16 protein-coding genes are annotated in these 14,122 nt (G+C 48.9%); 9 read left to right on the top strand and 7 right to left on the bottom strand.

Annotation, left to right across the window (positions count from 1 at the left end):
- Positions 1 to 46 precede the first annotated feature (46 nt).
- On the top strand, positions 47 to 442 hold the full coding sequence (locus tag AKG35_RS02955) for a hypothetical protein (protein ID WP_011129940.1): 396 nt from the start codon (positions 47 to 49) through the stop codon (positions 440 to 442).
- An 11-nt stretch (positions 443 to 453) separates the two neighbouring features.
- Here AKG35_RS02955 and ilvD read toward each other — a convergent pair whose 3' ends face one another.
- From ilvD to AKG35_RS02940, 3 genes are read right to left on the bottom strand one after another with little or no spacing between them, the layout of a single operon-like run.
- Positions 454 to 2,124 (bottom strand): dihydroxy-acid dehydratase, encoded by a 1,671-nt coding sequence (gene ilvD / locus AKG35_RS02950; protein WP_011129939.1) that lies wholly within the window; start codon positions 2,122 to 2,124, stop codon positions 454 to 456.
- A gap of 40 nt (positions 2,125 to 2,164) precedes the next feature.
- Positions 2,165 to 2,458, bottom strand: a complete 294-nt coding sequence (locus AKG35_RS02945; protein WP_011129938.1) for a hypothetical protein — start codon at positions 2,456 to 2,458, stop codon at positions 2,165 to 2,167.
- A 24-nt stretch (positions 2,459 to 2,482) separates the two neighbouring features.
- Positions 2,483 to 3,100 carry a uracil phosphoribosyltransferase gene (locus AKG35_RS02940; RefSeq protein ID WP_011129937.1) on the bottom strand — a complete coding sequence of 206 codons (618 nt, stop codon included), beginning with the start codon at positions 3,098 to 3,100 and terminating at the stop codon, positions 2,483 to 2,485.
- Here AKG35_RS02940 and AKG35_RS02935 point away from each other — a divergent pair.
- Positions 3,099 to 3,695 carry a pentapeptide repeat-containing protein gene (locus AKG35_RS02935; RefSeq protein WP_011129936.1) on the top strand — a complete coding sequence of 199 codons (597 nt, stop codon included), beginning with the start codon at positions 3,099 to 3,101 and terminating at the stop codon, positions 3,693 to 3,695. The two genes, AKG35_RS02940 and AKG35_RS02935, sit on opposite strands and share 2 nt — an antisense overlap.
- Positions 3,696 to 3,721: 26 nt before the next feature.
- Positions 3,722 to 4,837, top strand: coding sequence for a GTP-binding protein (locus tag AKG35_RS02930; protein ID WP_041384942.1), 1,116 nt, complete (start codon positions 3,722 to 3,724; stop codon positions 4,835 to 4,837).
- 42 nt (positions 4,838 to 4,879) lie between these two features.
- Here AKG35_RS02930 and AKG35_RS02925 read toward each other — a convergent pair whose 3' ends face one another.
- The 3 genes from AKG35_RS02925 to AKG35_RS02915 are packed head-to-tail and all read right to left on the bottom strand — an operon-like array spanning position 4,880 to position 7,847.
- On the bottom strand, positions 4,880 to 5,788 hold the full coding sequence (locus AKG35_RS02925; RefSeq protein ID WP_011129934.1) for a glycine betaine ABC transporter substrate-binding protein: 909 nt from the start codon (positions 5,786 to 5,788) through the stop codon (positions 4,880 to 4,882).
- Entirely contained in the window at positions 5,785 to 6,699 is a 915-nt protein-coding gene (locus tag AKG35_RS02920; protein WP_011129933.1) for an ABC transporter permease, read from the bottom strand. Before AKG35_RS02920 ends, AKG35_RS02925 begins: the two co-directional genes overlap by 4 nt.
- Positions 6,696 to 7,847 (bottom strand): quaternary amine ABC transporter ATP-binding protein, encoded by a 1,152-nt coding sequence (locus AKG35_RS02915; protein WP_011129932.1) that lies wholly within the window; start codon positions 7,845 to 7,847, stop codon positions 6,696 to 6,698. Before AKG35_RS02915 ends, AKG35_RS02920 begins: the two co-directional genes overlap by 4 nt.
- A gap of 323 nt (positions 7,848 to 8,170) precedes the next feature.
- Between AKG35_RS02915 and AKG35_RS02910 the strand changes: the two genes are divergently transcribed.
- From AKG35_RS02910 to AKG35_RS02885, 6 genes are all read left to right on the top strand, one after another.
- Positions 8,171 to 9,013: a class I SAM-dependent methyltransferase gene (locus AKG35_RS02910; RefSeq protein WP_011129931.1), complete on the top strand. Its 843-nt coding sequence runs from the start codon at positions 8,171 to 8,173 to the stop codon at positions 9,011 to 9,013.
- A 44-nt stretch (positions 9,014 to 9,057) separates the two neighbouring features.
- A complete protein-coding gene (locus AKG35_RS02905) occupies positions 9,058 to 9,885 on the top strand; it encodes a methyltransferase domain-containing protein (RefSeq protein WP_011129930.1) in 828 nt (275 codons plus the stop codon).
- A gap of 422 nt (positions 9,886 to 10,307) precedes the next feature.
- Positions 10,308 to 10,742 (top strand): hypothetical protein, encoded by a 435-nt coding sequence (locus AKG35_RS02900; protein ID WP_236069694.1) that lies wholly within the window; start codon positions 10,308 to 10,310, stop codon positions 10,740 to 10,742.
- A gap of 475 nt (positions 10,743 to 11,217) precedes the next feature.
- Positions 11,218 to 11,766, top strand: coding sequence for an MAPEG family protein (locus AKG35_RS13695; RefSeq protein WP_011129928.1), 549 nt, complete (start codon positions 11,218 to 11,220; stop codon positions 11,764 to 11,766).
- 355 nt (positions 11,767 to 12,121) lie between these two features.
- The gene (locus AKG35_RS02890) at positions 12,122 to 12,313 is read left to right on the top strand and encodes a hypothetical protein (protein WP_041384308.1); all 192 of its coding nucleotides are present in this window, start codon (positions 12,122 to 12,124) and stop codon (positions 12,311 to 12,313) included.
- A 52-nt stretch (positions 12,314 to 12,365) separates the two neighbouring features.
- Positions 12,366 to 13,076 (top strand): SDR family NAD(P)-dependent oxidoreductase, encoded by a 711-nt coding sequence (locus AKG35_RS02885; protein WP_011129927.1) that lies wholly within the window; start codon positions 12,366 to 12,368, stop codon positions 13,074 to 13,076.
- A gap of 407 nt (positions 13,077 to 13,483) precedes the next feature.
- On the opposite strand, the gene AKG35_RS02880 is transcribed toward AKG35_RS02885, so the two are convergent.
- Complete coding sequence (locus AKG35_RS02880; protein WP_011129926.1) at positions 13,484 to 13,996, bottom strand: hypothetical protein; 513 nt, start codon at positions 13,994 to 13,996, stop codon at positions 13,484 to 13,486.
- Positions 13,997 to 14,122 lie beyond the last annotated feature (126 nt).

Raw genomic sequence — 14,122 nt, 5'->3', positions numbered from 1 at the left:
GACAGGCAATGAAATCCAACAGACTGCGCAAAATTGGTCGGTCCTCGTGGCCTCAGCGGCTGATGTCTGTTTAAAGCCCTGGCTTCATGCTGTTGTGCTCACAGATGTTGCTGATGTCGATGATCAGAAGCCTGGATCTACGCTCGATCTAATATCGGCTCAATCTGTTGATCTCATTGTTCGTATTGAATGCCGAAACCGAGAAGGTGACCGCCTTCCAGAGCATGACCTTGAACTTGAGATCTATCGCAGCGGCAACGATCTAAATCTGATGTTGACTTGGTGTGAATTGCCTGACCGTCCAATGCTTTGGCAAGGACAGCATCCCGTGTGGATGGATGGCAACAGTGGCCAACGCTGTCAGCCGCCTGAGGATGGAGCACCATTGGAAGCGTTCGCTCGTAGGTTGAGAGCACTGCTGGTTTTGCCTGAGCAGAGCTAGTTGATCAGAGTTCAGGGCTGGTCGGTGACAGCACCATTGCTGGCGCTACTCACCATTCGGGCGTATTTACCGAGAACTCCTGTTTGATAACGCGGCTGTGTTTTTTCCCATGCGCTGGAGCGACGCTCCAATTCATCCTTCTCGACATTGAGTTGGATCAGCAGTTGATTGGCATCGATGGTGATGCTGTCGCCTTCCTGCACAAGGCCAATCATGCCGCCTACGGCTGCTTCCGGTGCCACATGGCCCACCACCAAACCATAGGTACCTCCGCTGAAGCGTCCATCTGTGATTAAGGCCACCTTGTCGCCAAGGTCTTCACCGACGATGGCAGATGTAGGAGCAAGCATCTCTCGCATTCCAGGCCCGCCAACCGGGCCTTCGTTACGTATGACGACGACATCTCCCGCCTTCACCTTGTTGTTGAGAATGGCAGCAAGGCAGGCCTCCTCGCTTTCAAAAACCCTTGCAGGTCCAGTAAGTACTGGGGTTTTGATCCCGCTTATCTTGGCCACGCATCCTTCGCTGGCCAGATTGCCTTTAAGGATCGCCAGGTGCCCCTTGGCATAGACCGGTTTCGAGAGGGGATGAATGACGTCTTGCTCTGCTGAAGGCTCGGATGGCACATCCTTGAGCAGTTCTCTCAAGGTTTTACCTTCCACATTGCGGCAGTCTCCATGAAGTAAGCCTGCATCAAGCAACTGTTTCATCACTTGGGGAATGCCGCCTGCGTTATGCAAATCAACAGTCACGTAACGGCCGCTGGGTTTTAGATCACAAATCACCGGTACACGCTGGCGGATGCGCTCGAAGTCATCGATGCAAAGGTCTACGCCTGCGCTACGGGCAATCGCAAGCAGATGCAGAACTGCATTGGTGGAGCCGCCCACTGCCATGACAACGCTAATCGCGTTTTCAAATGCGTTCTTGGTGAGTAGATCGCGGGGACAGATATTTGCCTTAATGGCATCCACAAGCACTTCAGCACTACGGGCTGCGCTATTTGCTTTTTCCTCATCCTCTGCAGCCATCGTTGAGCTGTAAGGCAAACTCAATCCCAATGTTTCAATAGCGGCTGACATCGTGTTGGCTGTAAACATGCCACCGCAACTTCCTGCTCCTGGGCAAGCGTTCTTCTCGATAGCGGTGAGTTGCTCCTCATTTATCTTGCCACTGGCATGCTGACCAACAGCTTCAAAGGCGCTGACTACAGTGAGGTCGCGGTCAGCCAATTTTCCTGGTTTGATCGTTCCGCCATAGACAAAGACACCTGGGATGTTCATTCGGGCCAGGGCGATCATCGCTCCAGGCATGTTTTTGTCACAGCCACCGATTGCTAGTACGCCGTCCATGCTTTGGGCGTTGCAGGCTGTCTCGATCGAATCAGCAATCACCTCGCGACTTACCAGGGAATATTTCATCCCTTCGGTGCCCATAGAGATGCCATCACTGACAGTGATGGTGCCGAACATCTGGGGCATTGCACCGGCCTGGCGGGCTGCTTCTTCTGAACGTCGCGCCAGGTCATTAAGACCGATGTTGCAAGGAGTGATCGTGCTGTAGCCGTTGGCTATACCGATGATTGGTTTATTGAAGTCTTCGTCGCCAAAGCCCACTGCGCGAAGCATGGCTCGGTTGGGAGAGCGTTGAGTTCCCTTTGTGATGGCGGCGGATCTGAGCATGGTGGCGACTGGGGCACTCAGTCGCCAACTTACCGAGCTCTTAGGTCCGCGCCCCTAGATCTTCAAGCTGTCTGCGCACATCTGCAATGGCGGCATTGAGTTGTTCGACTCGATGTTCCAGGTGCTGGCTGTTGTTCTGGGGATGCGAGATGGCCTCCAGGGCCTCTGATCCGTCCTGCATGCGAGGAGCGTGAAGCATGGCGCGTTGGTGGCGACTGCGTTGCCGACGCTCTGCCTCAGAAAAAAGCCACCAGGCAAGTCCTGCAGCGCCGAGTACGGCTCCGCTGATCAATGAGGTGAGGCTGCCGGTTGCCGGCTCACGATGCTGGCCCATAGATGCTGGATCAGTTTTGAAAGTCTAGGTCGTACCTGCAGTTCTGGTGTTTAGTCGCAAAACCGGATTACCAATGCCTGGACTGATCTCACCATCTTCTGTGAGGTCGGGGTCAATGCAAGCGGTGTGAATCGTGAGATTGGGCATCATTTCGCCAAGTTGTTTGAGGCCTGGACTTGATGCCAGAACAGTAATCACCCTTAGCCGGCGAGCCTCGATTTCTTGTGTCTGCAGAAGCTTCAGGATGCCTAGTAAACGCTCACCACTAGCAATCTGATCCACAAAAACAATCACCCCAGCATTGGTTTCGATGTTATCGGGCACCCCGCCAAGACATAGCTGTGAACTGGGCAATACCCGTCGTGCTCCTTGCCAAAGATCAAGGCCCCCGGGTAACAAGGGAATGCTCAGCAATGGCACATTGGACTCGACCAGCGTGCCTTCTGTTTCTGCTTGGGATGTGGTTACCATTTCACGGCGGTGGGGCAACCAATCCCGCAGGGCTTCATAGGTAAGCCAGCGACCAAGTTCCTCCAAGCCTGTGGCATAGAGGGCTGGCGGTGTTGTGGTGTTGCGCAGCAATGTGAGCCAGTGGGCAATCAGTGGATGGGGGGGGACCACTACCCTTAGGGTCATTGGCATGACGCGTGAATTGGCCGGCAATTGCCATAACGTGACTGCTCAAACTACTGGCTCATTGCAATTTTCTAGTTTCATGAATCTCTCTCCCTGTTGGTGGAACCGTTGTCGAGCAGTGTTGCTTAGTGGCCTTGTGATTCTTGTGTTGGGTTTAACAGAGTCACCTGTAATGGCAATCATCCCTCCTGAATTCAGAGGAGGCCAGGCCATTGAAGAGATCTCCAAAGACATGCACGGACGTGACCTCAAGGAGCAAAACTTTCTCAAGGCTGACCTGCGCGGCGTTGATCTCAGTGAGGCCGATCTGCGTGGTGCGGTGTTTAACAGCAGCCAGCTGCAAGAAGCTGATCTGCAAGGAGCTGATTTGGAAAATGTGGTGGCTTTTGCTAGTCGTTTCGATGGAGCCGATCTCAGGGGAGCCAACTTCACCAACGCCATGCTGATGCAGAGTCAATTTAAAGATGCCCTGATTGAAGGAGCTGATTTCAGCAATGCTGTGCTTGATCGTCGCCAGCAGAATGAGCTTTGCGCCAGAGCAGACGGCACCAATGCCGCTAGCGGGTCTCAAACTCTTGACAGCCTTGGCTGTCGTTCTTAATTCCCAACCTGCATAAACCTGCCTTGATTTCAAAGCGTCTACCAGTCACTGTTTTGACTGGTTTCCTTGGAGCTGGAAAGACCACCTTGCTACGTCATCTGCTCACTCATGGGGGGCAGCGTTTAGCGGTCATGGTCAATGAATTTGGCACGATTGGTCTTGATGGCGATTTAATCCGTAGCTGTGGCTTTTGTCCGGAGGAGGAATTGGATGGTCGAGTCGTTGAACTCAATAACGGTTGTCTCTGCTGCACGGTGCAGGAAGACTTTTTACCCACCATGGAGACCTTGCTGAAACAGGCGGATAAGTTGGATGGAATTATCGTTGAAACCAGTGGCCTTGCTCTTCCTCGCCCCCTCTTAAAAGCGCTCGACTGGCCTGCCGTACGCACTCGAGTTTATGTGAATGGAGTGGTCACAATGGTGGATGGTGAAGCCCTCGCAGCGGGTAGCCCCGTTGGTGATCCTGCCGGGTTAGAACGGCAGCGACAGGAGGATCCAAGCCTTGATCATCTCAGTGCTGTTGAAGACTTGTTCACTGATCAGTTGGAAGCTGCTGATTTGGTGTTGATCAGTCGAGCGGATGTTGTCTCCAATGTCGACCTCCGCAAGCTCAAAAGCGAACTTGCTGAAAAGGTACGCCTTGGCACGTCAATGATGCCCATCAGTCATGGCCAAGTTGATCCAGCTGTGGTGCTAGGCCTCAGTACGACAGAGAATAGTGACCAACAAAAGAGCTTGCCTAAACAATTTGGCGACGACCTAATCGACGATGCTTCCATTGATGTCGATCATCATGAAGATGATCATCATCATGACCACAACCATGTGGAGATGGTGAGTGGTGTGGTGCGCTTTGAAGGTTCTGTTGATCGGGCTACGGTTGAAGCACTTCTGCCTGAGTTGGCAACACTTCATCAGGTTGTACGCCTAAAAGGTCGCTTATGGCTACCGGGCAAAGCTTTACCCCTTCAGCTGCAGATGGTTGGCCCAAGGCTTAGCAGTTGGTTTGAGGCTGCTCCAAAGAACGCCTGGCATCCTGAGGAGGCGGGCGTTGATCTGGTGGTGCTTAGTTTTGAAAAGCAAGCAGCTGAAGCGATTCGCTTTGATCTTGAAAGCTCCTTGATGTCAGATATTCTCTAAGGGAAGTCAACTGATTAAGCAGCTCAAGAGCTGAGCGGGTGGTTATGGTTTGGCTTCTCTATCTTTCGGCTCTTGCATCGTGCCGTTCATCCAGTAGTCGATTTGATTGCGGTTGTTGGCTATGTAATTATTAACGGCTTCCTCTGTTGAGGTGTTCTGAGCATCCAATAACATGGTGTCCAGCTGACCATCGGAAAGCTTGAAGCGGGTGAAAAAGGCGACCACTTTGGGATGGTCTTTGTCCAGCCCTAGGCGTGCAATGGCATGGATGCCTTCTTGGCCACCAAAGACACTCTTGGGATCCTTCAAAAAGCGGAGTTTATAGCGGGCAAACATCCAGTGAGGGGTCCAACCAGTTACCACGACCCATCGATCGTCATTGATAGCCCGATCGAGAACGGCTGTCATTGCAGCACCACTAGCTGAAATCAGTTTCAGATCCGATAGGTCATAAGCAGTTAGCGCTTGCTCAGATGCCTGCATCAGCCCTGATCCCGGGTCTATCCCTTGAACTGTGTTGTTGAAGTCGTTAGCAATTTTCGGGTCGCTCAGATCGCCAATGGAGCCAATCCGTTGTTTTGGCACATAGTCAGGGACTACCCAGCCAATGCGACCTGAGTACATCGTGCCAAGATCTACAACTCGATCGCTTACTTTTTGCCAGTATTTATCGTGTGTTTTTGGCAGCCATGCCATTAACATCAGATCGAGCTTTCCGCGAGCAACAGAGTCGTACTGAATACCGATATCTGCCATAACTCGTTCGACAGGCTGCTCATAGTGGCTTTCGATTAGTTTTTCAGCCATCAGGCTTACTACGTCAGCATCAGCCCAGGCAGTCCAGCCGATGCGCAATTGATCTGGTTTGGCATTCGAACATCCCGACAACCCAGTCATCAGCACTCCAGCGATAACAAGGCTTAGATTTCGCAACTTGTTAGACATTTTCATGAGGAAGTCCAGAGGTTAATAAAGGCTTTAAAGCGCTGCGGCAATGACTTTCTCGAAAAGTTTGAGGCAGCCAGGCTTTGTGTGAGTCGATCCAGGATTACAGCCAGAATTACCACGGCGAGCCCTCCCTCGAAGCCAAGGCCTACATCAAGTTGTTGGATGCCTCTGAGCACCACATCACCTAGGCCGCCCCCACCAATCATTGATGCGATCACAACCATCGATAGCGCGAGCATGATGGTTTGATTAACACCAGCCATCAAGGTTGGTAAGGCGTTTGGAAGTTGCACTTTCCAGAGCAATTGTCGTTCTGAGCAACCGAAGGCGCGCCCGGCTTCGATTAGATCAACAGGGACTTGTCGTATGCCCAGGTACGTCAGGCGTACTACGGGTGGCATCGAGAAGATCAGCGTTGCGATAGTGGATGGGACAAGCCCTGTGCCGAAAAACATCACTGCCGGAATGAGATAAACGAATGCCGGCATGGTTTGCATCAGATCCAATACTGGGCGGGTAATCGCCCAGATGTGTTGGCGACGGGCAGAAAAAATGCCGATCGGGATGCCAATGATTAGTGCCAGTAATGAGGCTGCAATAACTAGGGCCAGGGTTGAGATCATTGGCGGCCAAAGCCCCATGAACAAAACGAGGTTCAGACCAAGAAGGCTGAGAATGGCGAAGCTAAAACTCACTCGCCAAGCTGCGAGTATGGCGATAAGGGGAGCTAGCAGCCAGGGCGCTGGTACGGAGAGGATCTGTTCGATGGCTCCGGCTAACCCATTAATTGCAGAATCAATTACTAGGAAAATTGGTTGCGCATGATTGAGCAACCAGTCCACGAATCTGCTCATGCCCTCGCCGACAGGGCCGGTACTGACGGTTGCAAAAACTTGGTCGTTCACATCCATCATCTCAGGATCATCGAGCGCAAAAGTCGACGTGGACTCATCACGCCAATGAGGCGCTGATCTGATCCAATCACTGGAACTGGATACGGGGCGTTGGCCACAGATTTCATGGCATCGCGAATGGTGGTCTCGGCGATGAGAGCTGGACCAGTTTCAGCTGGAATGATTTTGCCGTTCTTTTGAAGAACACCTTTGAAGATTTTTCGATCGTCCACGATGTACGTCGGTGCTTCTATTGCTGTAACTCCTTCTATCTGCAGCTGCCGCAAATCTGATTGATTGATTAGGCGAGCGGGTGATTCGGCAACGGTATCAACAGTGATCACAGAGGCAGCATCAACATCTTGGAAGAAATGACGAACTTGCTCATTGGCGGGTTTGCAGAGCAGCTCACGTGGCGTTCCACATTGCAGAACTTTGCCTTCTTTCATTAGAGCGATGCGATCACCAAGCCTTACAGCTTCGTCTAGATCATGGGAAATAAAGACGATCGTGCGGGGACTCTCTGCCTGAAGTTCCAGCAGTTGTTCTTGCATCTCGCGCCGAATCAGAGGATCAAGAGCAGAGAAGGCCTCATCCATGAGCAGGATTGGAGGATCAAGTGCCAGGGCTCTGGCCAGGCCAACTCTCTGTTGCATGCCGCCAGAGAGCTGTTGAGGCAGCCTGTCGAGATCCTTACCAAGACCAACACGCTCAAGTGCTTCCCTGGCCTTTTCCAGCCTTTTTTGTCGAGGAACTCCCGCAACCTCAAGGCCGAAGGCCGCATTCTCAAGTGCGGTTCGCTGGGGGAAGAGCGCAAAAGATTGGAAAACCATGGCCATTTTGTTGCTGCGAAGCTTTTGCAGTTCAGCAGCTGCCAACTGAGTGATCGGCTTGCCGTCAACGGAAACCTGACCGCCAGTTGGAAGGATTAGGCCATTGATCATGCGTAGCAGCGTGGACTTTCCTGAACCCGAAAGGCCCATCACCACAAAAATCTCGCCACTAGAGATCGACAGCGTTACATCGCGTACGGCAGCCTTAAGACCGGTTTGATTATGGAGTTGCTCCGCATCCATGCTTTGACAGTGATCGTCAAACGCACGTTCAGGATGCTCACCAAACACCTTCCAGACTTGGTCGATGCTGATCCGGGGCGTCATGTCTGACATCGACTGTATTTACAGACTATGACTGCTTGCAGGCCGTACCATGGCACCTATGAAGTCAAATGAATTGTCTATCTTGAATCATCGGCTGAAAGCACTTATTGCCAAAGGGATTTGATGAATTTTTAGGCGTTAAGGGAACTGATGTGATGTCAGTAGATTTTGATTAACAGACATCCATAGAATCATTCGCTATGATTGCGAATGGGAATTGCATAAGCTGTAACGCAGCCATGCTCAGACCAATGCCTTTCTAGCTGATTCGGGCCTTTCCCGACCTCAAAGATATGGCGCATCAAAAAAATCTTCGGGAAGTTTGAATCTGCATGACTTTGACTCAACATTCGCAAAAACCCTGCCAAGACGATCTGCAAAACTTTGGTGATAAACCGGAGCAAGTACGTGATACAGACCATTATCAGCAGGAATATGTTGAGGATTTCACAGACAGATGGGATCGACTGATTGATTGGAAGGCGAGGTCCGAAGCTGAAGGGGATTTTTATATTCGAATCCTTCGTGAACATGGCGCACGTTCCGTGCTCGACGTTGCTACCGGAACGGGATTTCATTCGGTTAGTTTGTTGAAGGAAGGGTTTGATGTCATCAGTGCAGACGGAAGCCCTAATATGTTGGCGAGGGCCTTTCAGAATGCTCGTGATCATGGTCAGTTATTACGCACTGCTCAGGCTGATTGGCGCTTTCTAAATAGAGATATTCATGGCGAATTTGATGCTGTCATCTGTCTGGGCAATTCCTTTACCCACCTATTTCGAGAGCATGATCGACGCAAGGCTCTAGCTGAATATTACGCAGTACTTAAGCATAATGGAATCCTGATTCTTGACCACCGAAACTATGACCGACTTCTCGATCAAGGTGTAGCGATACGTTCTGGGAAGGGAAATGTTTATTGCGGGAAGGATGTCAATGTCAGCCCTGAGCATGTTGATGAAGGGTTAGCGCGTTTGCAATATTCCTTCAGTGATGGCAGCACTTATCACTTGAATATGTTCCCCCTAAGGCAAAGCTACGTAAACCGACTTATGACCGAAGTTGGATTCCAGAAGATTACATCTTTTGGAGATTATTTACCTGGCCATCAAGACCCAGATTTTTATGTACATGTCGCTGAGAAGGAATACAAAGCAGACATTAAACAAAACTGATACGTGATATTAAAGACTTCAGCAAAATACAATCCTAATCAATCATGAATTCATCATCATCAACTGTTGCTGCTACTTATTACGACAGCAGCGATGCAGATCGGTTTTATGCCGAGATTTGGGGAGGTGAAGATATCCATATCGGCCTATACGAGACTGCCGACCAAGCCATCGCTTCCGCGAGCGAGAGAACCGTGCAAGCACTTATGGAGCTTGCAACTCAACCTCCAGCTAAAGGTTGCGTCGTTGACCTTGGCTCTGGGTATGGGGGAGCGGCACGACGTATCGCCAAGCAATGGCAGGTCAATGTGCATGCTGTCAATATCTCTGCCGTTGAGAATATGCGCCATCGAGATCTCAACAATGCTGCTGGATTAGCCAAGCTCATCGAAGTACATGATGCATCATTCGAAGAAGTGCCATTGCCCGATGGCATAGCAGATGTGGTTTGGAGTCAAGACGCCATACTTCATTCCGGCAATCGTCTCCAGGTAATGAATGAAGTGTCAAGGCTTCTTAAGCCGGGGGGTGTATTTGTCTTAACAGATCCAATGGCATGCGACGGCATCGAAGCCAACGCCCTTCAACCGATTCTTGATCGTATCCACCTATCAGATTTGGCATCTCCTGATCGTTACCGAACCTGGGCAGAGGCTTCAGGGATGACTAGAGATGTATGGCAAGAACGCACAGAAATGCTTGTGAGGCATTACACGCGGGTTCGAGAGGAACTACGTCGACGTCATCAAGAACTTGCGAGTGTAATTAGTACGGATTATTTGAGTCGCATGGATGCAGGCCTTGGTCATTGGATTGAAGGTGGGAGTCAGGGAAGACTTTGCTGGGGCCTAATGCGTTTTACAAAGCACTAACTTATGACTTAACATCAATTCTTCTTTTGTTTTATAGTGAATCATATCAAGAATCTATCTTGGTGATTAATCGACAGGCAAGACGATCCTCCTCAACTGGCATTAATTCCATCATTGATTTGCCAGAAGTATCCCTTTAAATTGTCCAGATAGTTAAAAATATGTGGATTCAATTTTGTAGTCGGATCAGATCATTATGGGAAGGTCGAAGCGGTCCAGGCGATGAAGCAAGCAGATCTTTTTAAGTAGCAACCTCTTTTTGAGTACCAATCTCGATTGTCGAGCTCGGAGAGTGATGTTAAATGGTTGTTGATCGTCTATGGATCCTTCTCTAGGTCTAGCGATGCATTGGAAGAACTAGATTTTCCTGAATGGGACGACGAGTAATGCCATCCTCTCCACACCCTATCGAGTTGGCCATTGTGGTTGTCAATGGTTTGATAGTGCCCATACAACGCTTCTCGAGGGTTATCAAGCCCTTGCTAATCTTCCTTCGTCCAGCTTGGTTAGGCTTACAACCTCTGCTCTTGATTCTGCACCTACTCCTGGTGTATTCGATGGCTCTGGTTATAGCCCTGGCCGAATGGCTGCTTGGATTTTCATTCACAGTCGAAAGCAGTAATGGTCAAAGCGTTGATTCGACAGCCAAGCAGACAGATAATTCACAATCAATGGTGCTTGGCATTCATCCATCAGAGTTAAAGACAGAAGATGCATCTCAACACGAGATCGATCGGGCTAACTATCCTGATGAAAATGAATTCACATCAAATTCTTTTCAGCCAGAAAGAAAACCCTTCTTCTTAAACCTAGAAATCAAGAGAAGAGAACAAACGGTAATGATTATCAGAAGTTAATTATCACCAGCCGTCAAGCATGGAATCTCCTCTACGCAAGAGTGAGCAGAGAAATGTAACCCCTTAACTAAGAAAAGCAAGTCTCTAAAGCCAGCTTCAGCTCTAGCAAGAAACGAAACTCCAGGCTTCAAACACTTAAAAGGTTAAAACTTTTAAAAGAATAAGACCAGGGCTGTCACAAAAACCTGGCCTGGACTTTAATCGAGCCAGCATCCTGCTGCTCTTTGGTAAAACATCTAGGACATGAGTATTCTATTATTGATTAAATCTTATTCCAAATACCAACAGATTCCCTCTTACTCATTGATCGTTTTAAAAATATCCAACTTCGACCTTCGGGCCAAGTTTGAGTGCGTATTCTGATGATTCTCAATTACTCCTGAAGAATTAGCTTTATATGATTTCTTCAGGTCAGGGCCATGAATCCTAGATATATTGAGTTGACACCAATATGCATACGAACTAGAAGTTAACAATGGAACTTTCAATTAAACAGAGTGGTGTTCTTCATGGAATGCTCACTGGCACAGCAATTTCGATAGGGATCATTATTTTCGGAATTTTGCTAAATCCGTTTAATTTCCATTCCAATCTTACACTCTTAGAAAAAAGTTCTGTTCTGTTTAAATCACTAATCATTCTTGCTCTCTGCCTTACTATTTCGATTGGCCGTCTTGCAAAGCATCGCTTCTTTAGCCCAGACGAGCTAGATGGAAAAGGTCTTAGAACAGATTCTGATCGAGCCATCCTGCTCCAGTCTCTTCTTCAAAATACCCTTGAACAGTCTGTCCTAGCAGCATTCGTTTATGGCACTTGGACATTCGTTATGCCCTCAGCATGGTTGTCTGTCGTACCGCTAGCAGCATTGTCTTTTGCACTAGGGAGAGTTCTCTTCTTTGCAGGCTATCGGCGTGGTGCGGTAGGACGAGCGCTTGGTTTCACGATGGCTTTCTATCCTTCGGTTTTGATGTTGATCTGCACTGTCTGTTTTATTCCCCTCTCTGCCGTTACTGGTGGTTGCTAAGGTGAAACTGTCACTACCTTCAGCCTCGGTAAAATGAACTAGTGTGATTCCGATATGATGCTCTTGATTCGTTAGCCGATAAACATACGTAGCACTTTTATCATTTCTGATTCTGCATCGAGTTACTACATGTAAGAATCTTCTTAAGTTGAATTTCGCCATCTCGTCATTAGAGGAAAGTGAAGCTTTTGACTCAACCCTTAACTCTGGGTTAAAAGTTAAAACTCTTAGTCATTAGAATCGATTGATCTAGCCGACTCCCGGTAGCATCAAAACCTTTCAAAATCAGATCAGCTGATCACTCCCTAGTTGAGTTGGCTTTTTACTCAGTATTGTTAAAGGAGAAGAGAAACTAATGAACAACCAACTTCTGCGATTCTCACGTTTTGGACTTCGGGCATTAGCCATCACCGCAAGCACGCTTGCGCTTATCGACCTGATTAAACAACAATGGATCCCCGCGACCGCTTGCTCCGTTGCATGGGCTTTGATTGTCTGGGTGGAGCGGGATTTCATCAAAAGGTTTTCAGATTCTGCAGAGTTATGAGAATCACGAGAACTCCCAGCAATAATGTTTTTGGATTTACGACCATTCAGAAATGATGCGCACCATCTTGATCAGTGGTGCCAGTCGAGGTATCGGCCGAGCAATTGCCGAACGAATGTTGGCTGATGGCCATCGTCTTAGCCTTGGCCTACGGGACCCTAAATGCCTAATTGGCAGCTCACTTGACCCGGCAATCGCTGGTTCTGAACAAGTGTTCCTACATCCCTATGAAGCTCAGGACGTTAACGCTGCCGAAAGCTGGGTATCGGCAAGCTTGGCTCATTTCAGTGGTTTCGATAGTTTGATTCACTGTGCAGGCATATTTCATCGCACGCCCATACGGTTTAATGATAACCAGCAGCATGAGATTGATCAGCTCTGGCAGGTGAATGTCATGGGCCCATGGATGCTCAGCCGCGCTGCTTGGTCTCAGCTTGAATGTCATGCTGAGGCGCGCATCATTGTGTTGGTGTCAATGAGTGGCAAGCGCTCCAAGGGCCGCTTGGCTGGCTACACCGTTAGTAAGTTTGCTCTGATGGGCCTTTGTCAGACCATGCGTAACGAAGGATGGGAGCAAGGCATCCGCGTGACAGCGATTTGTCCAGGTTGGGTCAATACCGATATGGCTGCCAGGGTTAAGTCTTTGCCCAAAGAGGCGATGACTCAGCCTGATGACATCGCCTCTTTGAGCTCAAATTTGCTACAGCTACCGAACAGTTGTGTACCGTTTGAACTGAGCATGAACTGCACACATGAGATCTAAACCCTTAGTAGAGTTGATGAGACTTTGTTATTGGCAAAGAAATGACGAGCAAAACTTTCCAAACCTCTTAAATAATATGGATTCTTTGCGATAAGAATCGCAGACATAAGGATAAGAACAGGAATATACTCTCACTAATTGGCAACAATCAAAGATAACAAAGTGGGCAAACAAGAAAATCTTTACTTGAGTTTGACTTTTTTATTGATACTAGTCTGTTTCTATTTAAAAATCACTCGTACTGAAGAAGTTCAGGCTGTCGCGGTCTAGATATGGCGGTGAGCGAAAGATCAATGCGACTAACGAACTTTCCTTCATTGGAGATGTCTAGACAGGAGGTTCATGAGGGTGAGGCTTTTGCAGAAGCCCAGACAAATGAAAGCTTGCGTAGAAGTCCTCGTTTTGATTTAAAAAAATTGAACATCAGGCTGATCACCATTCAGAAAGCGACGTAGATTCACTCCGGCTTCCATTGATGCAGCATGAAGCTCAGCTCGCTGCATTGCATCAAGACCATCCCAGAACGCGTTGAACAATTCAATAGAGGCAACACCCATGCCGACCATCCCCATGATTGAGAGTGGGAGGCTCAACCAAGGGAACACCAGTAGCAATACACCCAACAAGACACTGACTGCGGCACCCTGTTTAACGGATTCCCAGACAGTTGTACTTATCATTTGGATTTGTACGGTGCGGCTGATCGCACCCCTCTTGCGCAATGCTTCGGTTCTTAATCCGCTCAGAAGAGTTTGGTAGATGGCATAGACGGCCATCCCGCCGAGCGTTGACTCGGCAACGATTTCGCCACCATTGATGGCTCCTCCATTGAGGTTGATATCAATCGATGTAAGGCCTGCAATCGCCGCGATCTCTAGTCCTGCTCGTGGGATGCGGAAGGGATCTCGTTCGCGGGTCATGGCCGTAGCAATAAGGTAGTTATGCTCATCATCAGTGTAGGTAACTGATGATGCACCCAATCATCATTGGGATTGATTCATCCTGCTCAATATTGTTGTGTAATTGCATTATCTTTAGCATTGAAT

The sequence above is a fragment of the Prochlorococcus marinus str. MIT 9313 genome, assembly GCF_000011485.1.
Lineage (GTDB): Bacteria > Cyanobacteriota > Cyanobacteriia > PCC-6307 > Cyanobiaceae > Prochlorococcus > Prochlorococcus marinus_D.
Note: the sequence above shows the minus strand (reverse complement) of the source record. Positions and strands in the feature narration are given on the sequence as shown.